The 26,445-nt window shown below is 63.0% G+C and carries 21 protein-coding genes and 1 tRNA gene; 16 read left to right on the plus strand and 6 right to left on the minus strand.

What is annotated here, in order from left to right; genetic code table 11:
- Nucleotides 1-18 precede the first annotated feature (18 nt).
- From C2L71_RS10500 to C2L71_RS10525, 6 genes are all read left to right on the plus strand, one after another.
- Entirely contained in the window at nucleotides 19-708 is a 690-nt protein-coding gene (locus tag C2L71_RS10500; RefSeq protein ID WP_157938973.1) for an ABC transporter ATP-binding protein, read from the plus strand.
- Nucleotides 705-1,508: an ABC transporter permease gene (locus tag C2L71_RS10505; RefSeq protein WP_103265712.1), complete on the plus strand. Its 804-nt coding sequence runs from the start codon at nucleotides 705-707 to the stop codon at nucleotides 1,506-1,508. Before C2L71_RS10500 ends, C2L71_RS10505 begins: the two co-directional genes overlap by 4 nt.
- A gap of 317 nt (nucleotides 1,509-1,825) precedes the next feature.
- Nucleotides 1,826-2,458: a DAK2 domain-containing protein gene (locus C2L71_RS10510; protein WP_103265713.1), complete on the plus strand. Its 633-nt coding sequence runs from the start codon at nucleotides 1,826-1,828 to the stop codon at nucleotides 2,456-2,458.
- Between the two features lie 73 nt (nucleotides 2,459-2,531).
- A complete protein-coding gene (locus C2L71_RS10515; RefSeq protein WP_103265714.1) occupies nucleotides 2,532-3,530 on the plus strand; it encodes a dihydroxyacetone kinase subunit DhaK in 999 nt (332 codons plus the stop codon).
- 9 nt (nucleotides 3,531-3,539) lie between these two features.
- Complete coding sequence (locus C2L71_RS10520) at nucleotides 3,540-4,391, plus strand: class II fructose-bisphosphate aldolase (RefSeq protein WP_103265715.1); 852 nt, start codon at nucleotides 3,540-3,542, stop codon at nucleotides 4,389-4,391.
- 73 nt (nucleotides 4,392-4,464) lie between these two features.
- Nucleotides 4,465-4,788, plus strand: a complete 324-nt coding sequence (locus C2L71_RS10525) for a VOC family protein (RefSeq protein ID WP_103265716.1) — start codon at nucleotides 4,465-4,467, stop codon at nucleotides 4,786-4,788.
- Between the two features lie 287 nt (nucleotides 4,789-5,075).
- On the opposite strand, the gene C2L71_RS10530 is transcribed toward C2L71_RS10525, so the two are convergent.
- Nucleotides 5,076-5,489, minus strand: coding sequence for a YbaN family protein (locus C2L71_RS10530; protein ID WP_239926629.1), 414 nt, complete (start codon nucleotides 5,487-5,489; stop codon nucleotides 5,076-5,078).
- A 264-nt stretch (nucleotides 5,490-5,753) separates the two neighbouring features.
- Here C2L71_RS10530 and C2L71_RS10535 point away from each other — a divergent pair, with 264 nt between their 5' ends.
- The 4 genes from C2L71_RS10535 to rplT all read left to right on the plus strand — a co-directional run bounded on the left by C2L71_RS10535 (nucleotide 5,754) and on the right by rplT (nucleotide 8,370).
- The gene (locus C2L71_RS10535) at nucleotides 5,754-6,890 is read left to right on the plus strand and encodes an acyltransferase family protein (protein WP_103265717.1); all 1,137 of its coding nucleotides are present in this window, start codon (nucleotides 5,754-5,756) and stop codon (nucleotides 6,888-6,890) included.
- 299 nt (nucleotides 6,891-7,189) lie between these two features.
- A complete protein-coding gene (gene infC / locus C2L71_RS10540; RefSeq protein WP_103265718.1) occupies nucleotides 7,190-7,807 on the plus strand; it encodes a translation initiation factor IF-3 in 618 nt (205 codons plus the stop codon).
- On the plus strand, nucleotides 7,800-7,997 hold the full coding sequence (gene rpmI / locus C2L71_RS10545) for a 50S ribosomal protein L35 (RefSeq protein ID WP_103265719.1): 198 nt from the start codon (nucleotides 7,800-7,802) through the stop codon (nucleotides 7,995-7,997). Before infC ends, rpmI begins: the two co-directional genes overlap by 8 nt.
- A gap of 19 nt (nucleotides 7,998-8,016) precedes the next feature.
- On the plus strand, nucleotides 8,017-8,370 hold the full coding sequence (rplT, locus tag C2L71_RS10550; RefSeq protein WP_103265720.1) for a 50S ribosomal protein L20: 354 nt from the start codon (nucleotides 8,017-8,019) through the stop codon (nucleotides 8,368-8,370).
- 239 nt (nucleotides 8,371-8,609) lie between these two features.
- On the opposite strand, the gene C2L71_RS10555 is transcribed toward rplT, so the two are convergent.
- Nucleotides 8,610-8,975, minus strand: a complete 366-nt coding sequence (locus C2L71_RS10555) for a NifB/NifX family molybdenum-iron cluster-binding protein (protein ID WP_103265721.1) — start codon at nucleotides 8,973-8,975, stop codon at nucleotides 8,610-8,612.
- A gap of 302 nt (nucleotides 8,976-9,277) precedes the next feature.
- Here C2L71_RS10555 and C2L71_RS10560 point away from each other — a divergent pair, with 302 nt between their 5' ends.
- From C2L71_RS10560 to C2L71_RS10570, 3 genes are all read left to right on the plus strand, one after another.
- Nucleotides 9,278-12,217 (plus strand): FAD-dependent oxidoreductase, encoded by a 2,940-nt coding sequence (locus tag C2L71_RS10560; protein ID WP_103265722.1) that lies wholly within the window; start codon nucleotides 9,278-9,280, stop codon nucleotides 12,215-12,217.
- A complete protein-coding gene (locus C2L71_RS10565; RefSeq protein ID WP_103265723.1) occupies nucleotides 12,217-12,588 on the plus strand; it encodes a DUF1667 domain-containing protein in 372 nt (123 codons plus the stop codon). The genes C2L71_RS10560 and C2L71_RS10565 overlap by 1 nt, the downstream gene beginning before the upstream one ends.
- 96 nt (nucleotides 12,589-12,684) lie before the next feature.
- The gene (locus C2L71_RS10570; RefSeq protein ID WP_103265724.1) at nucleotides 12,685-12,936 is read left to right on the plus strand and encodes a hypothetical protein; all 252 of its coding nucleotides are present in this window, start codon (nucleotides 12,685-12,687) and stop codon (nucleotides 12,934-12,936) included.
- Between the two features lie 252 nt (nucleotides 12,937-13,188).
- Here the strand turns inward: C2L71_RS10570 and C2L71_RS10575 are convergent, their stop codons facing one another.
- The 3 genes from C2L71_RS10575 to C2L71_RS10585 form a co-directional block, all read right to left on the minus strand.
- Complete coding sequence (locus tag C2L71_RS10575) at nucleotides 13,189-14,682, minus strand: DEAD/DEAH box helicase (protein ID WP_103265725.1); 1,494 nt, start codon at nucleotides 14,680-14,682, stop codon at nucleotides 13,189-13,191.
- A gap of 209 nt (nucleotides 14,683-14,891) precedes the next feature.
- Nucleotides 14,892-16,427, minus strand: coding sequence for a glycosyltransferase (locus C2L71_RS10580; protein WP_239926631.1), 1,536 nt, complete (start codon nucleotides 16,425-16,427; stop codon nucleotides 14,892-14,894).
- Nucleotides 16,428-16,586: 159 nt separating this feature from the next.
- Nucleotides 16,587-16,661 (minus strand) — tRNA-Glu (locus C2L71_RS10585).
- A 127-nt stretch (nucleotides 16,662-16,788) separates the two neighbouring features.
- Between C2L71_RS10585 and C2L71_RS10590 the strand changes: the two genes are divergently transcribed.
- Entirely contained in the window at nucleotides 16,789-19,686 is a 2,898-nt protein-coding gene (locus tag C2L71_RS10590) for a PD-(D/E)XK nuclease family protein (protein ID WP_103265733.1), read from the plus strand.
- A 2-nt stretch (nucleotides 19,687-19,688) separates the two neighbouring features.
- Complete coding sequence (locus C2L71_RS10595) at nucleotides 19,689-23,249, plus strand: UvrD-helicase domain-containing protein (RefSeq protein ID WP_103265726.1); 3,561 nt, start codon at nucleotides 19,689-19,691, stop codon at nucleotides 23,247-23,249.
- Between the two features lie 215 nt (nucleotides 23,250-23,464).
- On the opposite strand, the gene C2L71_RS10600 is transcribed toward C2L71_RS10595, so the two are convergent.
- Nucleotides 23,465-24,430 (minus strand): glycosyltransferase family 2 protein, encoded by a 966-nt coding sequence (locus tag C2L71_RS10600; RefSeq protein ID WP_239926633.1) that lies wholly within the window; start codon nucleotides 24,428-24,430, stop codon nucleotides 23,465-23,467.
- Between the two features lie 180 nt (nucleotides 24,431-24,610).
- Between C2L71_RS10600 and C2L71_RS10605 the strand changes: the two genes are divergently transcribed.
- Entirely contained in the window at nucleotides 24,611-26,359 is a 1,749-nt protein-coding gene (locus tag C2L71_RS10605) for an ATP-binding protein (RefSeq protein ID WP_103265728.1), read from the plus strand.
- Nucleotides 26,360-26,445 lie beyond the last annotated feature (86 nt).

The following is a 26,445-nucleotide window of genomic DNA, read 5'->3' on the forward strand; positions in this document are numbered from 1 at the left end:
CGGTGCTACCATGTACGCATGAGCCTGTTCCATGCTGAGCATATCACCTTGTCCTACCGTTGCGGCGGCGAAGCCGTGACGCTTTTGCACGATGAGTCGTTCGCGCTCGAGGCCGGGTCCGTCTACGATCTGGTGGGGCCTTCAGGAGTGGGGAAGTCGACGCTTCTGCGCGCATGCGCGCTCATGATGGAGCGCGATACGGGTGAGCTGTACCTCGATGGGCATCCCTCCTCGGGCTTTCAACCGGCTGCATGGCGTCGCGAGGTGTGCCTCGTGCCGCAGCAGGCGTCGCTTGTGGCGGGCACGGTGCGCGATAATCTGGTGCTCCCATGGAAGCTCAAGGTGAATGCCGAAATGCGCTCTCCCTCTGATGACGAGCTCGCGTGCCTGCTGGAGGCGGCGGATCTCTCCGAGGTGGGGCTCGCGCGCGACGTATCGCGGCTTTCGGGCGGCCAGGCCGCGCGTGTCGCCCTCCTGCGCGCCTTCGCTACGCGGCCGCACGTGCTTTTGCTCGACGAGGTGGATGCTGCGCTTGACGACGACTCCGCGCTCGCGGTGGGCCGCCTCGTGCATAGCTTCATGAATGCGCGCACGACCTGCCTGCGCATCCGCCACCGCGCCTCGGATGGCTTCGCGTCCGGCACGTTTGCGCTCTCGGACGGCGTGCTCTCCTTTGCGTCCGCGGCTGAGGACGGGGCGATCCTGTGACCGAAAGCGTGGTGGACATCGGCTACATCGAGCTGTTCGCGGCGAGCGCGCTCATGTTGGTAGCAGGTCTTGTATCGTGGAAGCTGGAGCTGGGGCAGACACGGCGCATCGTCGTGTCGTCGGTGCGTTGCTTCGTGCAGCTTTTGGCTGCGGGCTTCCTGCTTACGTACTTGTTCGAATTCCAGACATGGTGGCTTGTGCTGCTCGTGCTGGCAGCCATGGTCATCGCCGCCACGCAGATCGCTACCGCGCGCGTGAAGAACCGCGTCCCCGGACTCTCGGGCGCCGTGTTCGTGTCGCTCTTCGTATCGTCTTTCGCCGTCGGGTTCATCGTGGTGGAGGGCATCGTGCATGCCGAGCCATGGTACAGCGCTCGCCAGCTCGTGCCTATCGTCGGCATGATCATGGGAAACGCTATGGCGGCCGTAGCCGTGGCCATCGACCGGCTGTTCGCGGATATGGACGCCCGCGCCTCCGAGATGTTCTCGCTTGTGGCGCTGGGGGCGACGCCGAGCGAAGCGGCCGCCCCTTCGCTCAAGGCAGCCATCGGGGCGGGCATGACGCCGATTCTGGCGAACATGTCGGCAGCGGGCATCGTGACCTTTCCCGGCATGATGACCGGACAGCTGCTTGCGGGGGCTGACCCGGTGGCTGCGGCGAAGTACCAGATCGTGGTCATGCTCATGCTTTCGGCCGCCAACACTATCGCCATCGTTGCGGCTGTCTACCTCACCTATCGCAGGCGCTTCTCGTCCGATGGGTACTATCTGGACAAGGGCATTCGCGCAGACAACCCGTGAAGGCGCGGATAAGGCGGCAGGAGCATCCGTTACCGCAAGGCACGAACCTTTTTATCTCTATGGCATCCGACAGAATGCCGACATCGCAGCTGTCTGCGATGTCTGGTTCTCAACAGGACGGAGGGCTTGTGAATCGAGGTGCGCCGTCTTCAATTCCCCCGATAACGGGCACCACAGCCGCTCCTGCAGCCGAGCGACGTCGATTCGCATGGCTTTCCCGCGCCTCCCCGAGCGCGGCGGCATCGGTTCTCCCATTGACCTTACCGAACGTTGCGGGTAGAGTTGACCTCGACGATTACCGACAGGAAGGGGATGCCATGATCGATCGGGGCACGTGCAAGGCCATGCTGCGCGAAGGCGCGCGGCTCATGCTGGAGCATGCCGAGCGCTTAAGCGACATCGACTCGAAGTTCGGCGACGGCGATCACGGCATCACCATCACGAAGATTGCCAAGCTCGTGAACGAGCGCGTCGAGCAGTGGGACGACGCCTCCGTCAAAGACTTCCTCGACGATCTAGGCATGGACGTGATGGCCGTGCGCGGCGGCTCTGCGGGCCCGCTGTACGGCACGCTCGTCGGCGGCTTGGGCGCCCGGCTCGGCGACGACGAGAACGAGCTTTCCGCCGACGCCGCGCGCCGCATGTTCGCCGGCTGCCTGGCCGAGATGCAGGATATCACGAACGCGCAGGTGGGCGACAAGACCATGATGGACGCCCTGATCCCCGCCGTGGAAGCCGCGCAGACGTGCCCCGCCGCGGACGACGATGCGGCGGCCGTGTTCGCCGCAGCGGCCGAGGCGGCCGAGGTGGGAGCGCGGGCCTCCGAGGGCTTCGCGTCGAAGTTCGGCCGCGCGCGCAGCTACGGCGATCAGACCATCGGCACGCCCGACGCGGGCGCCGTGTCCACCTCGCTGTTCTTGCGGGGGCTGGCGCAGGGCGCCGCGCACTAGAGGGGAACCCGGCCTGCCGCAGCGTGCGGCGGGCCTTTCTTTTCCGGCTGTCAAACGACTGAGGAGGAGCACCATGCAGATGAAGAAGTTCATCAACGACCCCGACAACCTCACGACGGAGCTGCTCGAGGGCCTGGCCCTGGCGAACCCCGACATCCTCGAGCTCGGCGAGGACAACATGGTCATCAACAAGAAGCTGGCCGAGGCCGATCGCGTGACCATCGTGACGCAGGGCGGCAGCGGCCACGAGCCGGCCATCGAGGGTTTCGTGGGCGAGGGCATGGTGGACATCGACGTGGTGGGCGACATCTTCGCCGCGCCGGGACCTGCGGCCTGCGTCGACGCCATCAAGCTGGCCGACAAGGGCAAGGGCGTGCTCTACATCGTGCTCAACCACGCCGGCGACATGCTGACGGGCAACATGACCATGAAGCAGTGCAAGAAGCAGGGCCTCAATGTGGTGAAGGTGGTCACGCAGGAGGACGTGTCGAACGCCCCGCGCGAGAACGCCGATGACCGCCGCGGCCTCGTGGGCTGCATCCCCACCTACAAGATCGCCGGCGCCGCGGCCGCCGAGGGCAGAAGCCTCGAGGAGGTGGCGGCCGTCGCGCAGCGCTTCGCCGACAACATGGCGACGCTGGCCGTGGCCGTGCGCGGCGCCACGCACCCGCAGACGGGCACGCTGCTGGCCGAGCTCGGCGACGACGAGATGGAAATCGGCATGGGACAGCACGGCGAGGAGGGCGGCGGCCGCCAGCCGATGAAGTCCGCCGACGAGACGGCCGCCATCATGGTGAACGCGCTCGTGAAGGACATCGGCATCGAGCCGGGCGAGAAGGTCATGCTCATCGTCAACGGCTCGGGCGCCACCACGCTCATGGAGCAGCTCATCGTGTACCGCGCCGCGGTCAAAGAGCTCGCGAAGCAGGACATCGAAGTGGTGGCGAACTTCGTGGGCGAGATGCTGACCGTGCAGGAGCAGGCCGGATTCCAGATGTTCATGGCGCGCATGGACGACGAGCTGCTGCGCCTGTGGAACGCCCCCTGCACCACGCCGTACCTGAAGAAGTAGGGGAGGCCCATGCTCGTATCTTTGAGAACCGTCCTCGCCTGGGCGGAGGAGAACGGTTGCGCGGCCGCCGCCTTCGACACGCCGAACCTCGAGCTGTTGCTCGCCGCCATCGGCGCGGCCGAGGAGCGCGACGAGCCGGTCATCATCCAACATGCGCAGCTGCACGAAGAGGAGACGTCCATCGACGTGATCGGCCCCATCATGGTGGCACGCGCCGAGGCTTCGCGCGTGCCCGTGTGCGTGATGCTCGACCACGGCGAGGATGTGGGCTACGTGCGCCGCGCCCTCGAGCTAGGGTTCTCGGCCGTCATGATCGACGGTTCGCAGCTGCCCTACGAGGAGAACGTGGCGCTGACGCTGGGAGCGGTGGAGCTGGCCCACGAGTACGGCGCCGACGTGGAGGCCGAAATCGGCTTCACCACGGGCCACGAGGGGCTCGAGAACGCCGACGACGACCGGGAGAACGTGTACACCGATCCCGACGAAGCCGCGCGCTTCGTAGCCGACACGGGCATCGACGCGCTCGCGGCCAGCGTGGGCACGGTGCACGGCTTCTACAAGGCGGCGCCGAACCTCGATTTCAAGCTGATCGAGGAGCTGCGCATCCGTTGCGGCGTGCCGCTCGTCATGCACGGCGGCAGCGGTCTTACGTGCGAGGACACGCGGGCGGCCATCCGCGCCGGCATCCGCAAGATCAACTACTTCAGCTACATGAGCAACGCGGGCGTGCGTGCCGTCGAGGCGCTCATCGCCCAAGAGCATCCGAAGTACTTCCACGCGCTGGCCAACGCGGCGACCGCCGCCATGCAGGCCGACGCGGAAGCCGCCATGGACATGTTCAGTATGGTTCCGTCAGCCTGACGGCCGACGGAACGGGCACCACGGCCAGCCTCGCTGACTTACTACGCCAACCTGGAGACGAGAGGAGATCGGCATGACCGCAACCTATATGCACATTGGCATCCCCATCACGGAGAAGAAGCCGAACATGACTTACAACGAGGCCATGAAGTTCTGGGTGTCGAACGTCGACGACTACGATTACAAGGTGGAGTACCTCAAATTCGAGGAGGGCACGCCCTTCCCCGAGGAGCTGCACCGCCGTTGGCACGTGGCCTACGCGGTGGACGACCTCGACCGGTACGCCGACGATGCCGACCGCATCATCTGCGGGCCCATGGACGCCGGCCCCGGCGTGCGCCTCGCCTTTGTCGAGAAGGACGGCGCCGTCATCGAACTCTACGAGGATAAGAACTAACGTCGCGGTCCGATGCTGGTGGAAGCGCGCGCTCGGCATTGCCGGGCGCGCGCTTCATTGTGTCGAGGGCTCGCATACAGCGTCTCATGCGGATTGCTGCAAGTTCGAGCCGTTTTCGCTATCCCCGATCAGCTATAAAACAACGTTGAAAAGCGCTGATCCGGCATTTTCTCGAAGCCATGACGAAGCGGCGGCATATTGATGCCGTAAGGCTCACAAAACGGCGAGAACTTTCCAACATTTCCGCGAGACGTCCATCATGTGAGCGCTCTCTCGTGCGGTGCTCCCTAGCCTTCCTCTTTGGCGCGACGGACTAGCTGCACGCGCTCGGGCGAGATGGTGGGGATGCGCACGAGCATGAGGTAGAGCAGAAACACCGACACAGTTCCCAGCACGAACCACACGATAGGATTCTGCACGAACCATGCGGACAATCCCATAACAGTGAACGACACGGCCAGGATGCGCGCCTTCGTGCCGATCGGGATGCCGCCGGCTTCCTTGAACGCGGCGACGTACGTGCGGTACACCCGCGTCGACACGATCCAAGCATGGCAGCGCGGCGAGGACTTCGCGAACAGAAACGTCGCGAGCAGCAGCAGTGGGGTGGTCGGCAGCACCGGCACGAACACGCCGATGCAGCCGAGAATGCAAGCAGCCCAGGCGCTGACGAGCATGAGCAGACGGGCGAAACGGTTCAAGTGCGTCCTTCCATTCGGGAGGGCGAGCGCAACGGCGATAAGCTATCCGGTGCAAAAGTATAGCAAACCCAGTCGTGCTATGCGGCAAGGGAATTTCCTCCACCGTCTTGTGTTGCGGCAAAAACGGCAGGCGGCGCGAACTGTAACGAGACCTGCGAATCTCCAAATCTCCCTTCGAAGCAACCTCGATATGCCTCAAGGTCGTCTTCAAATTATTTGTTATACAATCATATGAACTGTTTTCAAAAAAAGGTGGTAGGTGTCATGTCGCAAGACTTACAGCCGACATTGAAGAATACTTCTGCTTTACAGGCCAATTCGCACGATACATCGCTCGATCTTTTCAAAGGCGTCTTAGTTGGAGGGATGGTAGCGGCTCACATTGTCCAGTTCTTTCCCTCGGGTGGAACCGTATCTGAGAGTTTTAGTGCGTACATTAACTTGATCACTTTTTCAGGATTCATGTTCGTATTCGGCTGCACCTGTTCAATAGCTTATTTGTTCAAGCGTATTTCGTATTCCCTTCTTGCGAAAAAGCTCCTGAAAGGATTCGTGCGAACAATAATCGCGTTTTATGTTTCTGGAATCGCCTTTACTATTCTTGTCGCTGAGAGGTGGTCGGCAACTAGCATCATTGAAATTCTGACCTTGCAGAATATCCCCGGATATTCGGAGTTTTTATTGAGCTTTGCATTCATCTTTCCGCTGCTTTTTGTGATGAAGCCTTTTGCTGAAAAGCTGAATGGCGTGATATGCGCCATCGTTGTAGTCTTGAGTTTGCTATCGTGCAATCTGCAATTCGATACGCATTTTTTGCCTGTGCTCGGTGTATTTTTCGGAGGAAACGCTTTCTTTTGTTTTCCGATCATTTCCTATTTTAGCTACTTTGTTGTCGGCGCATATCTATCAAAAAAGAAAACGTCCCTGAACCGGATCGTGTTGGTTTTTGCAGCCGTTGGGTCAATGATGCTGCTTGCGTATGTGTGGAGGACTGGAGGTATGCCGACCCGGTTTCCTCCGTCAGCGCTTTGGGTGATGGGAGGGTATCTGTTCGTCTATGCCTATTGGTTGATGTGCCGAAACGTGAAGCGTTGGAAGTTGATAAAGATGATCGAGGCAGTTGGATCAAAGAGCCTTCAATACCTTGTCGTAAGCAATGTCGTGATCTTCTCCGTATTCCAAGTATGCTCTCAAGCAGGCGGTTTTGATGTAAGCGGGGCGATGACGCTCGTTTTTTGGCTGGCCGTATTCGCTGTATGCATTGTCTGCTCATTTGCCTTTGTCAGATCGTGGGAGAGGTTGAGGATGACAATGAGAAGAGGTATTGGTCGGAAGGAAAGAAAAGGCTCTCATGAGCAAAGCGTTGCTGAGGAAGCGCAATCTTCTGGTATGGAGGGCTGATGCGCCCTTCAAGCGCTGTTCCCCGCTAGAGGAACGATGTTTGGGATGGCGAGCATGCAAGCTCACGTCCGAGCAATGATGTCTGAAGCATTCGCGTGCGCGCTCGAGCAGCGCGCAAGTTTTTTCTTGCATCTGCGTCACGCCATGCTACAATAAGCAAGTTGTTTACTCAAGCGAGGGGAGACCCTCCACCTGGTTCGGCGCTTCGGCTGCTGATGGGTCGCTCGAATGCTTGGATCGCCTGCGGTCCGGACATGCGAATGTGAGCCCGTCGCTTCTCGGAGTGGCGGGCTTTTCACATGAAGCGCCAAGGCGCGAAGGATTGGGAGGTGAGCGCGATAGCTGCTCAGGAGCCACGGCTCAATGAAGAAATTACGGTTCGGGAATGTCGTTTGATCGGCTTCGACGGCGAGCAGATGGGCATCTACGTTACGGCGGAAGCCCAGCGGGTGGCGGACAGCCAGGGGCTTGATCTTGTGGAGATCGCGCCCATGGCCGATCCTCCCGTATGCCGCATCATGGACTACGGCAAGTTCAAGTACGACCAGGCCATCAAAGCCAAGCAGGCTCGCAAGAACCAGAGCAAGGTCGAGACCAAGGAGATGAAGTTCCGTCCGAAAATCGACGTGGGGGACTACACGACCAAGAAGAAGCACGTCATGCGCTTTCTCGACGCGGGCAACAAGGTAAAGATTACCATTATGTTCCGCGGCCGCGAGATGGCGCATCCCGAGCAGGGTCTCACCATTCTGGAGCGCCTTGCTGACGACCTGAAGGAAACGGCGGTTATCGAAAGCCAGCCGAAGATGGAAGGTCGCAACATGCACATGCTCATCGCCCCGCTGCCTGCGGCGGTCTTAGCAAAGAAGAAAAAAGAGAACGAGAAGAAAGAAGAAGGGAACACAGACGATGCCTAAGATGAAGACCCATCGCGGAACCGCCAAGCGCTTCCGCGTGACCGGCTCCGGCAAGATCATGCGCTCGAAGGCTTTCAAAAGCCACATCATGACCAAGAAGAGCCAGAAGCGCAAGCGCAATTTCCGCCATGAGACCGAAGTGGCCAAGGCCGACCAGAAGGTCGTCGCCCGCAACCTCGGTCTTCGCTAATCGATAGGAGAGATCAGAAATGGCCCGTGTCAAGCGCGCAGTCAGCGCCCACAAGAAGCGTCGTACCGTCCTCAAGCGCGCAAAAGGTTACTATGGCGCGAAGTCCCGTTCCTATCGTGCCGCGAAGGAGCAGGTGCAGCATTCGCTGCAGTACATGTACCGTGACCGCCGCAACAAGAAGCGCGAGATCCGCCGCCTGTGGATCACTCGCATCAATGCGGCCGCTCGCCTCAACGGTCTGAGCTACTCCGTATTCATGAACGGCCTTAAGAAGGCCGGCGTGCAGCTTGATCGCAAGGTGCTCTCCGATATGGCCATCAACGATCCCGAGGCGTTTGCCGCCGTCGTGGATGTAGCTAAGAAAGCGCTGTAAGGTTTGAGCCTCTATCGCTCACGAAGAGGCCGGTAGCGTTCGAAGCCTCCCTGCACCGATCCTTGGCCTGCTTTTCGCGCGCTTTTGCTCGCCTGTGGTGCGCTCCGCTGCGAAAAGGACTGGTAGTCGGTGCGAGGAAGTTTCTTGTAAGCGGCGCGAACAACCGGCAGCCTCATATACGAAAGACCCCGCAAAAGCGGGGTCTTTCGTATATGCAGGAAGCGCAGCCTAATGTAACGTCATGCTTCGGCAAGGTCGAGATCGTCGTTGGGGGACAGATCGTCGTCAAGCATATCAGCGCCCAGAAAGAGGGTGGCAAGGAACCTCTCCACGGCGCGGTTGGTCGGTCCGGATGAGCCGGTAACCACTTCGATGCCGGCGGATTCAAATGCCTCGCGAAACGATGGGTCAAGCACATGCACGATAAAGACGCTGACGCCTATCTGTTTGAACAACTCGGCGGTGAGTTCAGGGGATAAGCAGGGATTGGGAGTGTTCTGGCATTCTCTGATGATGCCGCGCTCCACTGTGTAGCACATATAGCTCTCGCATCGGTTGCCATGCAGCGATACATCCAGACCGTCGCTGGCCACCGCAATTCTCATAGCACTCCCTTCCTTCGTTCATCGACTCACACCTTACCTTGTTCTACGATGTTCATGGACGCTCTTTCGCCCAGCGGGGATAAAAGACGAGCCGAACGACAAAGCACGGATTCGCTGCGTTCCGGCATGCAGCGCTTCCGTTGCGTGGCTGAGTGGTCGTACGGGTGCGCGAGGTACTTGAGTCGAAATCGCGTTGTCGTGCGGAGGCACGAGGATTGCATGCGTCCGATCGAATTTCAGCGGGATTCGCGGTTTGCATGACAGGCCTTTCGCTTACCGCTTGCGCATAGTAAGCTGTCTCCATGGATATCGAACTTCCTTTGCGAGCAGATGTGGTCGTGGTCGGTGCGGGCGTTGCCGGTTCGGCGACGGCGCGGGAGCTTGCCCGATGGCGGCTTTCTGTAACAGTGCTCGAAGCGGGCAACGATCTTGCTTGCGGGGCTACGCGCGCAAACTCGGCGATCGTGCACGCTGGCTACGATCCGCTTCCCGGGTCGCTGAAAGCTCGGTTCAACGCGCAGGGATCCGAATTGTTTCCCCGGTGGGCTGACGAGCTGGGATTCTCATATCGCAGGAATGGCTCGATGGTCCTCGCTTTCTCTGAAAGCGAGCTTGCCGGTGTGCGGCGACTCGTTGATCGGGCTCAGGCGAACGGCATTCGCGGCGTTCGCCTGCTGGACGAAGCCGGTGTTCGCTGTCTCGAGCCTGCGACGGGACCGGGGGTGAGCGGTGCATTGGCGGCCGAAACGGGAGCGATATGCGATCCGTACGAGGTTGCGCTGCGTGCGGCCGAGCAGGCGTCTCTGCATGGGGCGACGTTCCGTTTCAACGAGCGGGTCGTACGAATCCAGCATCTGGATGCGGCCGCCGCTGCCGCCCTCGACGAGGACGGGGATCCGCAGGGCCCGCTGGGTGGCCGGCGCAGACCGTTGCGCTATCTTCTGGAAACATCGGCGGGCGTGCGCTACGCGGCGCGGGCCGTGGTAAATGCGGCGGGCGTCTTCGCCGACGAGCTCAACAACGCCGTGAGCGAGCAGAAGCTGCATGTTGTCCCGCGGCGCGGAGAGTACTGCCTCTACGACGTCGACTTCGGCGGCATGTTCGAGCATACGATGTTCCAGGCGCCATCTGTGGCTGGCAAGGGGGTGCTCGTGACGCCGACCGTGCACGGGAATCTCCTTGTGGGGCCCAATGCCGTGGAGCAGGTAAGCAAAGACGATCTGTCCACCAGCATCGACGGCCTTCATGATGTCCTCGAGCGGGCGCGCGCAACTTGGCCCGGAGCGGGCGGTTCCGGCATAATCGCGAACTTCGCGGGGTTGCGAGCGGCCAATGCCGACGGAAGCGACTTCGTCATTGGCGAACCCGGCGATGCCCCCGGCTTCTTCAACATCGCCTGCTTCGATTCACCGGGGCTCTCGTCGACGCCGGCGGTAGCGCGTTTCGTCGCGTCCGCTATCGCGGAGAGGCTCAATGCGCAGGAGAACCGAGCGTTCGACCCCTGCATGATGCGGATTGTTCCGTTCTCGGAGATCGGCGAGTCTGAGCGCGCATCGCGTATCGCACACGATGCGCGATGGGGGCGGATTGTGTGCCGCTGCTGCGAGGTGACGGAGGCTGAGATCGTCGAAGCGCTTCACGGTCCGCTGCCGGTACATTCGCTCGATGCGCTCAAGTGGCGCACCCGCGCCATGATGGGCCGCTGCCATGCAGGTTTCTGTTCGCCGGAGATAGTGAAAATCGTCGCGCGCGAGCTGGACACGACTCCCGAGCGTATCGACAAGCGTCTGCCTGGTTCGCCAATGGTCGCGTCATCTCGTTTCGATTATCCCCGGCTCGCGCGCGTCGAGGCGCGAGCGTACCTCGACCGTTCCGCCCGCAATGCTCCATGCAACGCGCCCTTCGACGTTGCGGTCGTAGGCGGTGGGGCCGCGGGGATCGCCGCAGCGCGTGCTGCAGCGGAGCACGGCGCGCGCACGGTGCTCATCGACCGCGAGACACGTCTCGGCGGCATCCTCAAACAATGCGTGCACGACGGTTTCGGCCTCCATCGCTTCGGTGTCGAACTCACTGGTCCCGAGTACGCGAGTCGTGAAGCGGATGCGCTTGCGGCCTCCGACGTCGAGGTGCTACGGGACGCAACGGTCACAGCGCTCGATGTCTCGCGATGCGATCTCTCCGATCCGCTGCTCGTCCATGTGGTCGATGGCTGCGGTGCGCGTGCAATCGCGGCGCGTGCGGCGGTATTGGCGACAGGATCGCGCGAGCGAGGCCTCGGCGCTTTGAACGTGGCCGGTTCCCGTCCCTCCGGCGTATTTTCAGCAGGCAGTGCGCAGAATTTCATGAACCTGCAGGGCTGCCTGCCCGGGCGGCGGGCTGTCGTGCTTGGATCGGGGGATATCGGCCTCATCATGGCACGCCGGATGGTGTCGCAGGGCGCCGAAGTCGTAGGCGTTTACGAGCTTATGTCCCGTCCGTCAGGCTTGCGCCGCAATGTCGTGCAGTGCCTCGAAGACTTCGACATCCCGCTGCATCTCAACCGCACGGTCGTGCGCTTGGAAGGCGAAGGCCGGCTCTCGGCCGTATGCATCGCGCAGGTGGATCCCGAAACGCTGCAGCCTGTGCCCGGCACGGAAGAGCGCGTCGCGTGCGATACGCTGCTCGTGTCCATAGGGCTTCTGCCTGAGAACGAGGTAGCGAAGACGGCGGGCGTGACGCTCGACGGCGTGACGGGCGGTGCGCGTGTGGACAGCCGGCTCTCCACCGATGTGCCCGGGGTGTTCGCTTGCGGCAACGCATTGCACGTGCACGATTTGGTGGACCACGCTTCGGCCGAGGGAGAGCGTGCCGGCAGCTTCGCTGCCGCGTTCGCGCTTGGCGAAAAGGATGCGCAGCGGAGCGCGACCGTGCCCGTCGAAGCTGGCGCCGGCGTGCGCTACGTCGTGCCGCAGGAGATCGATGTCGCTTCCGGCCGGGGCGAGTCTCTTGCGCTGTCGCTGCGCGTTGCCCAAGCGGTGCGCGAGCCCCGATTTGTCGTGGAAGCCATCGACCAGGTGGGCCGGTGCCGAACGATCAAGCGTGCGAAGACGATGGTTGCCGTGCCGGCCGAAATGGTGCAGATCGGCCTGAGTGCGTCCGACGCGGCCGGAAGCGTCTCCGTTCGCGTGCGGGTGGAGAGCGGCGAAATGGAATCGAATGCACGCGTTCCGCGGGCTGCGCCTCCGCGGGAAGGAGGCGCATAATGCAGATCGCAACCGACATTGCATCGTTTACCTGCATCTGCTGCCCGCTTGGGTGCGAAGTCGAGGTATCGTTCGACGAGCAAGGCGGGGTGGCCGACATCGCCGGTCATTCCTGCAAACGGGGCGCGAAATATGCAGCGAACGAGGCTGTCCGCCCAGAGCGGACGATCACGGCGGTCTTGCCCGTGGCGGGCTGTCTTGAACCTGTCAGCGTGAAGACGGCCGGCGCTGTTCCCAAGGTTCTCGTCCGCGATGTGCTGCGCGCGATCGCAGGGCTTCGGCTGGAAGCGCCCGTGCATGCCGGACAGCGGCTGCTCGGCGACGTATGCGGGACTGGTGTGGACGTCGTTGCTACGAAAAGCGTATTCTGAAGTCTTGGAACACGTTTTATGTTGTATGCGTCGGGACGGCGGAGTAACCACACACCGCGGTCGCGGGCGTCCGTGCAAGAGAAGGGTAGAACCGTCATGGTCGAGTACGTCGAGGATACGCAAGAGGAGGGCCGCGGCACTCGCCTCGCCGTGACGGCAGGGGTGGCCATTGCCGCCGTGGCGTTGTTGTTCGCCGCGTCGGCCGCTCTATTCTTCCTGATCGCCGAGTTGCTGCAGGGCGAGTGGATGCTGGCCGGCAGCGCGTTCGTGGTGCTGGCGGGTTTGTATGTGCTTGCCAAGCGCTTCATGCGGGTTGCTGCGAACCAGAACAAGAACCCTTTGGGGTAGGCGGCTCGGCATTCGAGCTTGGGGGATCCGCGGCTTGGTTCGGACGCGAGTGCATGGGATTGACGTGCGCGTGCTGGTTCTTGCGACTAACATAAGATTTCGCCTGCAAAGCAGGCATTTCGCCTGTTCGTGAGAGTCCTTCGTTCTGCGGGTCCGCGTAAGCCGCTTCTAACGGCGTGCGCGGACATCGATCTCATGCACGCCGCCGGGCTCTTTGGACGAGCCCGGCGGCGTGTCGTTTCACCGGGCTTCCTAGCGTCGCTTGCCCTTGGAGCGCTGCTGAGCGAGGGCGGCGCGGTGCGCTCGTCCGGGGCGCAGATCGGAGCCGCCGTGCGGCTTGGAGGTGGCGCGCGGGGCGGCTCCGCTCGACCCTTGTTTGCGCGCCTGCTGGGCGGGACGCGGCCGGTTTGGCTGCGCGCCCTTCGCTCCGGCGGGCTTCTTCGGCGCCTTCCGCTTCGGCGCGGCTCCGCCCTTGGCTGCAGGCTGTTCCGTCGCAGCTTCGCGCGCTTTCGCCTTTTTACGCTCGCGAGCAGCCAGTTCCTTCGCCGCCTGCTTTATTTCGGGGTCGCGTCGCGCCTCGGAGCGCGCTTGGCGCGCCGCCTGCTCGGATGCGGCCTGTTCGAGGTCGAAGGAGGCGACGTCCATTTCGGGGATGGGCCGCTTGATAAGCTTTTCGATATCCCGCAGCGCATCCTCGGTCTCCGGGCTCACGAACGAGACGGCGAACCCTGCTGCGCCGGCGCGTCCCGTACGGCCGATACGGTGGATGTAGTCCTCCGGCTGGGTGGGCAGATCGTAGTTCACGACATAGTCCACCTCTTCGACGTCAATACCTCGTGCGAGCACGTCGGTAGCCACCAGGATGCCGGTTTGGCCGCTTGCGAAGTTATCGAGTGCGCGGCGACGCTGGTTCTGGCTGCGATCAGAATGGATGGCCTCTGCAGAGTACCCCGCACGTTTGAGGCGACGGCAGGTGGAGTCGGCGCGGCTTCGCGTGCGTGCGAACACGATAACGCGTTCGGCGCCCTTCTCGGCGAGCAGCGCCTTGAGAAGGTCGGGCTTGAGCGTCTGCGGGACGCGAACGATATGCTGCTCTACGGTGTCTGCCGTTTCGCCTTTGTGTGCGATCTCCACGAAGGCCGGATCGTGTAGGAGCCGCCCGACGCTGTTCTTGATGGATGAGTCGATGGTGGCCGAGAACAAGAGCGTCTGGCGCGAGTCGGGGGTGGCGCCGATAATCTTTCTCATAGCCGGCCAGAACCCCATATCGAGCATGCGGTCGGCCTCGTCGAGGACGAGCACCTCCACGTCCCCCAATCTCACCGCTTTTTGTTCCATGAGGTCAACGAGGCGTCCCGGCGTGGCGATGAGGATGTCCACGCCGTGCTTGAGCTTCTTGATTTGCGGTTCGTAGGACAGCCCGCCGACTACGGTGAGGATGCGGTGGTGTGTGGATGCGGCGATGGTCGTGCATACCTCGCCGATCTGCTGGGCGAGTTCGCGCGTGGGTGTTACCACGAGCATAAGGGGTCCCTGGCCGCCTTTGGCATGGTCGAGCCGATCGAGCGAAGGCAGCGAGAAGGCGGCGGTCTTGCCGGTGCCCGTCTTTGCGGCGGCGATGAGATCGCGCCCTTCGAGCGCAAGGGGGATGGCCTGTTCCTGGACGGGTGTGGGCGCTTCGTAGCCCAAACGTGCGACGGCTTGCAGGGCCTCGTCGGACAGGCCGAGTTCGCTGAATTGTTTCATGTTAGTATTCTCTGGTTTCTGTTCGGGTGCGGCGTTTGGCCGCAGATTGCAGGGCGGGTTCGATCCGCCGCCGTGTATCGGAAGATCGAAGGCGCTCCGAACCGACTTCGGAGGAGCGCCGGACGTTCATTATAGGCTTCGTGGTCGGGGTTCTCCGGACTTCTCGCAGAATGAGCAGAACTGGCAGCTCGGTCCGCCCTGTGCTCGCGTCAGCGTATATGGGCGGGCTTGCGGCCCCAATAGAACTGCAGGAAGTGCTTCCTGTAGTGAGCATCGTCGGCCATGGGCGTGCGGGCTAGGCATAGCGTGGCGCGCGCGATATCGAGGGCTGCGTCGGGGCGGCGCAGAAAGCTTCCGTTGACGAGCATGGCATGGACGCTCTCGGGATTTGCGGCGATATGGCGCAGAGCATCCACCAGCTCGCGCGCCGTGGTCACGTGCATCGCGGCGCCCACCGATGTGAGCATGCGCACATTGACCTTCTCTTGGCCATAGGCTTTCCCCAAAAGGATCATCGGCACTTGCGCGCAGAGGCACTCCGTCACGGTGAGGCCTCCCGATTTGCATATGACCAGGTCGCTTGCTGCCATAAGCGCAGCCATCTCGTCCACATAGTCGAGCACGGTAGCGTTTCCAACACCCAGCTCTGCGCATGCTTGGCGCAGGTGACGTGCATATTCGGCATCGCTGCCGGCCACGATGACCACGTGCGTGGAATCATCGAGGCTGTGGAGGTAGGGAAGGGTTCTGTCGATCGCCTCGCGGAAATGCACGTAGGGCCTTGGCAGGTAGGCCCCCGCCAGTGCGAGCACGACGCGCTTGTTCTGCGGCAGGTTCATTTTCTCGCGCGTGGCTCGCTTGTTGTAGCTGCGCCTGAAATCGTCTCGGGTGGGGATGCCGGTGATGAGGATGCGCTCCTCGGGAACACGCCGCGGGCGCAGCGTTTCCGCCATGGATTCGTTTGCGACGCAGAACAGATCTGCCGAACGATGGGGCCAGAGCCCCTCCGTTTCGTAGTCGGTGGGCACGCAGACGATGGGGAAGCGCTGCCCGGTGAGCATGCGCGCCGCCGTGGCCACGTTGGCGGCCGTGATGTGGGTGCATACGATCGCTGCAGGTCGCTTTTCGCGCACATAGTCGGTGAAGGCGGGGTACATGATGCGGTTCCACGCGGTCCCGCCGCCCCATAAAAGGCGGCCGGTGAGAGAGAAGCGCCAGGTGAGGTCGTAGATGGGACGGGTTGCACCGGTGAACAGGGAAGCTGCCTTGTTCCCATCGAACACAATGCGACCGAAGTCGAGCACATCGATGACCTCAACGTCGAAGTCGTGCGGCGTGCATGCGCTTCCCATCGTTTCGCGCGCCTCGTTTTCGGGCGCATGCGACGACAGGGCTGATGCGCACGCTGGGTCGGATGCGGCTGCTCTGTCGATTCCCGTCGCTGCTAGAGAGCTGTCGAGCGTCTCGTCGCTTCCGTCGCGCAACAGCTCGAACGCCTGCGCGACGGCGTTTGCCGCGCTGCGATGCCCTGATCCCACCGAGGCATGCATGACGATGATGAGAGGGCTGGGAGCGTCCGCGCCAAGCAGCACACCGGGCTCGACGGACTCGGGGTGCCTGTCTGGGGACGTCGGAGAATCTTCGCTGCTGCGTGGCGAGCCGGCCTCGGGGGCGGATGAAATGCCGTCGGAGTCGGCACGTGCGCTGTGTGGGTGCTGCGGCAAGGCAGATGCGTCAATATCCATAAGCGGTATCATACCGTAAAGGGAGCCCGTTCAGAAAGAGCCGTGCGTATTCCATGCATCCGGGATTTCTCGGGGTTCGCATGCGCTGGGCTTCGATGCGGGCAAACGGGGTTCGAAAAGAAAAGCCAGGAACTCTTCCAGCTCCTGGCCTTAGCATGTTGGTGCCCCCAACGAGAATCGAACTCGTGTCTCAGCCTTGAAAGGGCCGCGTCCTAACCTCTAGACTATGGGGACGGGTGCGCTTCTCCGTGAAAAGCAGCCCGTCTATTATTGCAAAGCGTCTGCGCCTTTGCAAGTGGTTTTTCCGTTCTGCCGTTCGCCTTGGCCGGCCGGGCATGCCGAGGCCGGGTACAATGGCGCCATGCCCATAGGACAGCGCATATTCGACAACGCGGATGCGGCGCTTGATGCCGCACAGGAGGTGCTCGCCGAGAGTCTTGCTGCGGGCGGATCGCCAGTGCTTCTGGTCCCCTCGTCTGCTGCTGTCTTGCGCGTTCGCGAAGCGCTCGCTGGCGGGCCCTGCGGGCTCGGGGTGCGTGTGGAAACGCCCGATACGTGGATTGCCGACCGTTGGGAGCTTCTTGGCGACGGGCGTCGCCTGGTGACGTCCGCCGAGCGAAATCTGCTCGTACAGCGCGCGCTGTACGAGGAGGCCTCGGGCGGCGGCGCGATCGTTCCTTCTCCTGGTATCGTTGAGCTTGCATCGACGCTCGCCCGCGATGCGCTGCCGCAGCTGCTCGCCACCGTCCGCGCAGACGATACTCCTTCCGGATTGAGCGAAGCCGAGAGCGCCATGCTCAACGCCCTCGGCCGCTACGCTACGTTGCTTGCTGAACGAGGGATGGCCGAGGCCGCGCAAGCAGCCGCATCGCTGCCGGAGCTCATGGAGGACGTGCCGTTCTTGCTCATGCTCGGGTTCGATGGGGTGCCGTGTGCGATTGAGCAGCTGGTCGAGACGCTGTCTGACCGCACGCCCGCGGAGCGCTTCGATGACGCCTGCCGCTTCCCCCCGCGATCGGCGCCTCGCGCTTCCGAACTCCGGTCTCTGCTCGAAAGGCTGTATGCGCCCGGAGCGCCCGTCGAACCGACCGGCGCCGTTCGCTTCTTGCTGCCTGCGGGCCGCTATGCGGCACCTGCGCTCGTGCTGGGCGCGCTCGAGGTCGCCGTCGCGCGCGAGCGTGAGGAGGCACTCGAGGAAGGCCGATCCCCGCTGTCCGTGGTTGTTGCGGCGCGCGACCCGCGCGCGCTCTTCGACGAGATTGCGCCTGCTCTGCTCGCGCGCGGGATGACATCGGCCGTAGCCGCCCGCCGAGCGTTTGCCGACACCGCGTTCGGCCGCGCTTTCCTCGCATTGCTTGCGGTCGGTTCTGACAATGCGCATGCTGCATCGCGGGCGGCGGACTTTGCCCTCAGCCCGTTTTCTGGCTTGTCGCTGCGTTCGGCGAGCGATCTCGATGCAACGTGGCGGGGCGATCGGTTGGCGGACGCCGCGACCATCCGACGAGACCTAACGGCGGCGAGCGAGGCAGCTGCGGACGCATTTGCGGCATTGGACATCGACGACTTTGAGGCCGCTGTGGCCGCTTTCGAGCGGTCGGCCGCCCGCCTCGATGGCCGCGATCCGGCGTTCCGCTCCGAGCAGCTGGCGGCCATGGGAGCTGCGCGCAGGTTCGCGGCGGCAAGCGCCGGCGCGGGCGTGGCTCCGCTCGAAGCGCTTTCGCACCTGGAGCGCGCATCGGTTCCTGCGCATGCGTGCACCAGCGCAGAGGGGGGATGCGAGGAGGCTCCTGCAGTGCGCTTCATGACGCTCGACGATGCTGCCGAGCTTCCGGCGTGTTCGTGCTCGACCCTGGTCGTGTGCGACCTCGAGGCTAGCTCGTATCCGGTGCGTGCAGCCGAAGACGGCGCTACGCTACTCATGGAAAAGCTCGGCCTCCGCTGTCCTGTCGATGCGCTCGCTGAGAGCCGTCGGCGGTTTTTCCGCGCGCTGTCGGCGCCGCGCGCATGCGTGGTGTGCGAGCGTGCGCTGAACACTTCCGATGCCGACGAGGCCTACCCGGCGGTCATGCTCGAAGAGCTGCTCGACTGCTACCGTTCGGCCGGCGGCGAGATGGATGCGGATGCGCGCGTCGACCGTGCGACGGGGCTGCCCGAACCGCTCGCCTCGTTCGCTCAAACCGCCGGCGAGGAGACGCTCCATGCGAATCTCGTTCTTGCCCCTGTGCACGGCGAATCGCTCACCTGGGACGTACCCGTATCGGGTGCAGTGGATGCGGCAAGCAGAGCGCGCATCGTGCTGCCGCCGCCGAATGCGGCTGCCGATGCAGCACCTACGCTGTCGCCCTCGGCGGTCGAATCGTATCTTGAATGCCCTTACAAATGGTTTGCGCTCAGGCGCCTGCGTACGTCCGAGCCCGACGCTGCATTCGGCCCGAAGGAGAAAGGCAGCTTCTCGCATGCGGTGCTCAAACGCGTCTTTGAGCGCTTCGGCGAAGAGGGCTTCGCGAAGGTGGGCCCGGACAACCTCGAGCGGGCGCGCGCGGTGTTCGGCGAGGTTTTTGACGAGCGCCTGGCAGCTCAGCGTTCACTCAGGCCCAAGGACAATCCGCTCATCGCCCGCACCAAGCTCGAAGAGGCCGAGCTGGACGATTTGCGCCGTAAACTCGCCGCGTTCATCGAACGCGAGCCGCTCTTGCTGCCAGGCTTTGAGCCGGCGCATTTCGAGTTCGACTTCGGCGCATACGAACCCTTCGAGTATGCCGACTGTCTTCTGCGCGGCAGCATCGATCGCATCGATGTGAACGGTTGCGGTCAAGCTGTCGTCATCGACTACAAGGGCTCGCTCTCGTCCGACTACGCCCTCTCCTCGTCTTCGCCGGCTGTGCAGGCAGCGGGCGCCGTTTTACCGCACAAGGTGCAGGCGCTCATGTACGCTCAGGTGGCGCGGCGACTGTTGGGGCTCGATGTCGTTGGCGCGCTGTACGTGTCCTACGCAAAGCCCAAGGCCGCCGGAGCTGTTGACCGAACGGCGCTCGGGGAGCATGCCGTGCCTGGAATTTCCATCGAGGCTTGCGGCGTGCCGGGGCCTGCGGCCGACGCCTTGGGTGCCGAGAGCTTTGGCGGTCTCATCGATCTTGTGGAGGAGCGCGTGGCCTTGGCGGCGCGCAGTCTTCTGGAGGGGCATATCGCTCCTGAACCGCGCGGCGGCAATCCGTGCGGTTACTGCCCGGTGCTCGCCTGCGAGAAAAGGAGCGAGTAGCGATGAATCTGAACGCCTGTACGCCCGAACAGCGCGACATCGTTTCATGCGTGGATCGCCCGTTGCTTGTGTCGGCTGGCGCCGGGTCGGGGAAAACCTTCACGCTCACCCAGCGCATCGCCTACGCGCTTACGGCCGAGAGCGGCCCCGCAGTCTCGAGCATTGACGAGGTCTTGGCCATCACGTTCACGGAGAAAGCAGCTGCCGAGATCAAGGCCCGTGTGAAGCGCGCGTTGCGCGCCGAAGGCGGACGGCTCGCCGAGGAGGCTCTTAAGGTTGATGGCGCGTGGATATCCACAATCCACGGCATGTGCGCGCGCATCTTGCGCGCGCATGCGCTCGACCTTGGAATCGATCCGGCGTTCGGCATCCTTGGCGAGGCGGAGCGGGCCGATCTTGTGGCGGCTGCTATCGATGAGGCGCTTGGCCAGGACGACGACCTTGCCCCGCGCGGGTTCGGCGAGGCGCTTTTCGCCGAGTTCGCGGCACGTTCGACAGGCCCTCGCGCTTCGTCGGTGGCCGGCATGCTCAACGAGCTTTTGTCCAAGGCCGCAAACTTGCGCGGCGGTCTTGATGCGGTCGACTTCGGCCCTGCGCCCGAGCGCCCGTCCGCGCTCGCGCGCAAACTCCTGCTTGCTTACGAGGACGCGACTGCGGCCATCGCCCAGGCGAAGCCGAGCGCCGCATCTCAGAAAGCGGCGCTTGCTGCAGGTGAAGCCGTCTGCGCGCTCGCAGCGTTCATTGACGAGCATGGCGGCGCGGAGGGGCGGGAAGCGAGTCCGGCCGATTGGAGAGCCTTCGCCCGGACGCTTGACCGCTGCGCGTTCTTGCCTGCGACGTTCGGCGGAGCCGAGGTCAAGGCCGGCGTGAGGGCCTGCCAGGGGATGCATGGGCATGCGGCCCAGCAGACGGCTCTCGCGCTCGCCTTGCCGGCGGCCGAGGAGCTCATGGAGCTTGCGCGGCGCGTTGCGCGGAGCTACGAAGACGCCAAACGCGCGCTATGCAAGCTGGACAACGACGATTTGCTGATCAAGACGTTCGAGGCGTTCGAAGCGCGCCCGGACATCGCGCGCCGTTACGAACGCCGTTTCAAATTGGTGATGGTGGACGAGTTCCAGGATACGAGTCAGCTGCAGATCGATATGATTGCCCGCTTGGCGGGGGAGGGCTGTGCGCATCTGTGTACCGTGGGCGACGCGCAACAATCCATCTACCGCTTTCGCGGCGCGGACGTGAACGTGTACGACGAGCACAAGCGCGCCATGCGCGAGCCCGAAGCGGGCGCTCGCTACGTGGAGCTCTCGAAGAACTTCCGCAGCCATCGCGACGTGCTGTCGTTCGTGGACCGCGTGTTCGAACAGCCCCATGTGTTCGGCAAGGCGTTCATGTCGCTTGACCCGCATGAGGAGCGGCCGAGCAGCTGGCAGGGGAGCGTTCCGCGCATCGACGTCGTGCTGGCCTCGCTGCCCTCCGGCAAGAACACGGGCGTACATACCGGCGACGCCAAGCGCGCATCAGCACGCGAGCTGGCTCGACGCTTCGCTGCGCTGAGGGCGGACGGTCACGCACCGGGCGACATGGTGGTGCTTCTGGGTGCTATGACGCGGGCGGACCTGTACGCCGATGCGCTGCGCTCCGAAGGGTTCGAGTGCGTGATCGCGGGCGGTTCGCTGTTCTCGTCGGTGCCGGAGGTGCGCGTGGTTGGGCGCCTTCTGCAGGCTGTGGCTAATCCGGCGAACACTGCCGCGCTCTTCGAGGTGCTCACGAGCGACATGGTGCGCCTGTCAGCCGACGATTTTCTGGAGCTCTCGACGGAGGAGGATCCGGAATCGGGTCGCGCCCGCCGTCGCGATCTCGACCGTGGGTTTGCGCGCCTTGCCGAGAAAACGAACGAGTTGCCGCCGCGCCTTGCGCATGCCGTACGCCTTATAACCGACGCCCGCCGAGAGGCGCGCACGCTCCCTGCGTCGAAGGTGGCGATGAACGCGATTGTGCGGTCGGGATGGATGGCGCGGCTTGAGGGCGAGGGGGCCTGCGGGCTTGCTACTGCGGCGAACGTGCTCAAGGCCGTGCGCATGGTGGAGTCGATGGAGCGTGAGCGTCACCTCGGCTTCGCCTCTGCGGCGCAGGCGTTCGCACGCGAACTGGAAGCCGCCAAAGAAGCGCCGGGAGCGCTTTCCGGCGCGGACGGCAGCGTGGTGAAGATCATGACCGTTCATGCTTCGAAGGGTCTTGAGTTCCCTATCGTCGGTTTGGCGGAATTCGCGGGGACGGGGCGAGAGAGCAGGCTTGTGGTGGAGACGTGCGGATCGCTCGCCCGTGCTTCGCTCGGGCCCGGCCGCTCGCTTGAGGCGTTGCCGGGTCTGGCCAAGGCGGCGAAGAAGTACGAAGAAGCCTGCAAGGCGCGGAAGGAAATGGACGCGCATGATGCGGCTGCGGCCGCGCGCTTCGTCGAAGGCGATGCCGCCGCTTCTTGCTCGACGGCCGCCTACCGTGAGGCGCTCAAAGAACGGGCGGCGCGCGAGGAGCTGGCCGAGGCGCGCCGTAAGCTCTACGTGGGGCTCACGCGTGCGAGCGAAGCGCTCGTGGTGGTCATGGATGCGAAGGAGCCGGCGCAAGGCGGTGCCTATCCCGAGCTTGTCGATGACGTTCGCGGCGCGCTTTTTGGCGACGGGGACTTCCCCGAGGATGTCTGCGACGTCGACTTCGGCGGCACTGAGCCGGCTCGTTTCGAGCGCGTTCGAGTGGAGCCAGAGGGAGAGGAAGGCGTCGATGACGGCTCTGCTGCGCAGACTGCACCCGCGGAGTCAACGCGCTTCACCGTTCCGGCGCTTCCTATGCCCGCGCCCGCTTGCGAGCCGGGGCGTGCCGGGCGGGAGCATGTGTTTTCGTACTCGTCCATCGCGCCCGATCCCGCGTCTGGCCCTCTCGTTTCCGATGGTGCTCACCGCGCGACCCCCTCTCCTGACGACGCGTGCGGCATGCAGGATCGAAAGCCGGAGGGCGATCGCGCTGTTGCGCTGGGCAATGCCTTCCACCGCGCCGCCCAGTTCGCGGTCGAGACGGGGCGCCTGCCCGGTGCTGCGCGCATCGTTGCGCTTAGCCGCGCTTTCGGGCTATCCTCCGACCAATGCAGCCGCCTTGAACGAGCCTGTGCTCGCTGGTTTGCCAGTCGCACGTTCGCCGAGGTTCTTTCGTGGCCGCATCGCCGCGCCGAAGCGCCGTTCTTCGTGCGCGTGGACGAGGCTCTCATGGAAGGCGAGATCGATCTGCTCTGCACCCGTCCCGACGATTCATCGGCGCTCGTTGTAGATTACAAGACGGGGGGCGGTGAAGACGAAACCCCTGCGCAGATAAAAGGAAAGCACCTCCTCCAGGCGCAGTGCTACGCCTACGCGCTGCTCTCGCAGGGATTCTCCTCAGTTGATCTGCGCTTTGAGCGTGTGGAGCACGATAACGGCGAGGGCGGCCTGCAGGAAGCGCGCTATCGGTTCCATGCGGATGACGTGGGCAAGCTTGAGGATTGCATCCGCGCAGCACGCGCGTTACGATGTAACCTATAGATTACGTTCGCTCACGAAGCCGTTATTCGAACCGCATTCACAGAGGTAAAAACTTATATTTTTACAAACAATTCGCGCAAAGACACGACTGATAATTTGATGATCGTTTTGGTAATATACCAATAAGGCGGGGCGCAAACCGACATGGAGGATGCAACGATCCCACTGCAACGCGCCCCGTCTGCATAGATGCGTCGTTCGGGTTCGGCGAATGCTCAGATCGTGCGCCCGTAGCGCTCGTAGGCTCTCGTCACGTCCAGTTCGTACTGCTTGCGCGCGCCTTTGACCACGGTGTCCAAGATGAGACCGCTCGTGAAGGACAGCATTCCCACCACCACAAGTGCGACCGCCAGCAGTGCAGAGGGCAGTTTCGGCACAAGGCCGGTCTGCAGGAACTCCACGATAACGGGTACGCCTGCGACAAGCCCCAGCAGGAAGAAGACCAGCGACATCCAGCTGAACAGCGCAAGCGGACGATAGTCTTTGAACAGGGACAAAATCATGAGCAGCACCTTCATGCCGTCCGAGAACGTATCGAGCTTGCTTTCCGAGCCTTCCGGCCGATCGCGATAGTCGATCGGGATCTCCTGGATGCGCCAGCGCTTGTCCACCGCATGAATGGACAGTTCCGTTTCTATTTCGAAGCCGGGCGAGAGCACTGGCATGGTCTTGGCGAACACGGCGTTATAGGCGCGGTAGCCGGTCATGACGTCTGAGAACTCGAATCCGTAGATGAGCTTGATGAGAAAGCGCACGAGGTTGTTGCCGAACCCATGGAACGCACGATCGTTCTCCTTGCCGTATGTACCGTTGGAAAGACGGTCGCCCACCGTCATATCTGCTTCGTCAGCCATGAGCGGGGCGAGAAGTGCCGGTGCGGCTTCGGCGGGGTAGGTGTCGTCGCCGTCCACCATGACGTAGTAGTCGGCGTCGATGTCGCGCATCATCTGCCGTACGACGTTGCCCTTGCCCTGGCGGCGCTCCGTGCGCACGACCGCTCCGTGCGCACGAGCGATGGCGGCGGTGTCATCGGATGAGTTGTTGTCGTAGACGTACACCGTTGCTTCAGGCAGGACCCGACGAAAATCGTCCACGACTTTCGCGATCGTCAGGGCCTCGTTGTAACAGGGGACGAGCACCGCCACGGTCGGCGTGCTCGATGCTGCGGCTGCTTGTTCCACGGAAAGCTCCTCTTCTTCGATGACAAACATCGTATCCGAAAGCCTGGCTTTGTGCCAGACGCCCTGTCATTTTCCAGATGAAACGCGGTAGCGAAGGCGTTGAGGGCCGGTAAGCTGGGACATGTTAGCGGCATGCTAAAATGTCGAAGGCTTCGATGTCCAGGATGGTGAAGTTCCCCCATGAATCTACTGAAACACTCGCGCGAGCGCAGACGCGCCGCGCTCGTCGCATCGCTGCTCGTCCTTATCCTTCTCTCAACGCTCGCCTATACGGCGGTTTCGTCCCGATCGGCGACGGGCGCGGCCATCGAATCGGTGAGTCAAGTGTATCTGCAGGAGTTGAGCGATCAGGTGATCGCTCATTTCAATACCGGCGTCGAGAACAAGTTCTGCCAGGTGGAAACCGTCGGAACCTCTCTTGTCTTCGACGCGCCGCGCACCATCGAGGAGGTGGAGCGGCTGCTGGAGGCTCAAGAGCGCAACGACGAGTACGCCTATCTTGCGCTCCTCGGCGACGATGGCCGGTACTATACCGCGCGAGGCACGACCGCTTACCTTGAAAAGGATGCCTCAGAGAACCAGTCGCCTGACGTGGTGTATCGCGATGCGCAGGGGCGTGATATCGCGATCTACGACGGCAAGATCGCGCTCGTCGATCCGATCGAGCCCGTGGCGTGCGGATCGGTGTCGTTCGTCGCGGTGGTGGCGGGCTACGATCTGGATGAGATGTCGGATCAGCTTGATCTGGGCTTAATTGGCGGCTCCCGTTCGATTATGGTCGACCGTTCGGGCAACTGCTTGGCCGGCAGTTACGACGAGGGCAGCTCGGGCGGCAACATACTCGAGAAGCTCGATGCAGCAGCCGTGCTCGACGACGGGCGCTCTGTCGACGAAGTCCGATCTCGCCTCGAGGCCGGTGAATCCGCACTCGTTCCGTTCACGTGCGGCGGCGAGTCGGAGTTCCTCTATTTCAGGCCGATGCTCGACGGTTCGTGGTTCTTGTGCACGGCTATGCCCTACGGCGTGGTGGACGGAGACATCGCGGGGCTTTCGGGGACGTTGGCGCGCAACGCGTTCATCGTGGGCGGCGTACTCTTGCTCGTCGCCGTGGTGTTCTTCGTGCTGTACTATCGGCTTGTGCAGCGCAATACGAAGCTGCTTGCCGAGGAGAAGAGCCGCGCGGAGGCTGCGTGCGAGCGCGCCGAGCATGCAAGCCTGGCGAAAAGCGAGTTTCTTTCGCGTATGTCGCACGAGATCAGAACTCCTATGAACGGTATCATGGGCATGACGGCCATCGCGCTCGAGAACATCGACGACCGGGAGAAAGTCCGCTCCTGCCTCGAGAAGGTAACGGTGGCCTCCAGCCATCTCATGGCGCTCATCAACGACGTCCTCGACATGAGCAAGATCGAGAGCGGCAAGGTGGAGATCAAGCGGGATGGCTTCGACGTGCGCACCTTCGTCGGCGCGTTCTCTGCCGTGTTCGGTGCGCAGGCGTCTGAGCTGGGCATCCGCTACGAGACCGTCGAGAAGGGCGCGCTGCCCGATTGTCTTCTGGGAGACGCGCTGCATCTGAACCAGATCCTCTACAACCTGGTGGGCAATGCGTTTAAGTTCACCCCGAAGGGCGGATCCGTCACGTTGAGCGTCGAGCGACTGGAGCGTTCCAACGTGCCTAGGACCACGGTTGGCGACGAAGCGGGATCCGAGACCTGCGAGGTGTGGATGCGCTTCGAAGTTAGCGACACGGGGTGCGGTATCAGACCCGAGCATTTCGAGACTATCTTCTCGTCGTTCGAGCAGGGCGACCCCGATACCGCGCGCAAGCACGGTGGCACGGGACTGGGTCTGGCCATTGTGAAGCGCTTCGTCGAAATGATGGGCGGCCGGGTAACGTACAATTTTTTGCGCACTTTGACAGCAGGATAGCGTCCAGATAGGAAGGAGGGCACGGCCCGCCCCGGTATGATTCGAGTTGTCGAGACAAGAAGCATATTGGAGGAGAGCCATGCCCG

It is taken from the genome of Enteroscipio rubneri (genome assembly GCF_002899715.1).
Taxonomy (GTDB): Bacteria; Actinomycetota; Coriobacteriia; order Coriobacteriales; family Eggerthellaceae; genus Enteroscipio; species Enteroscipio rubneri.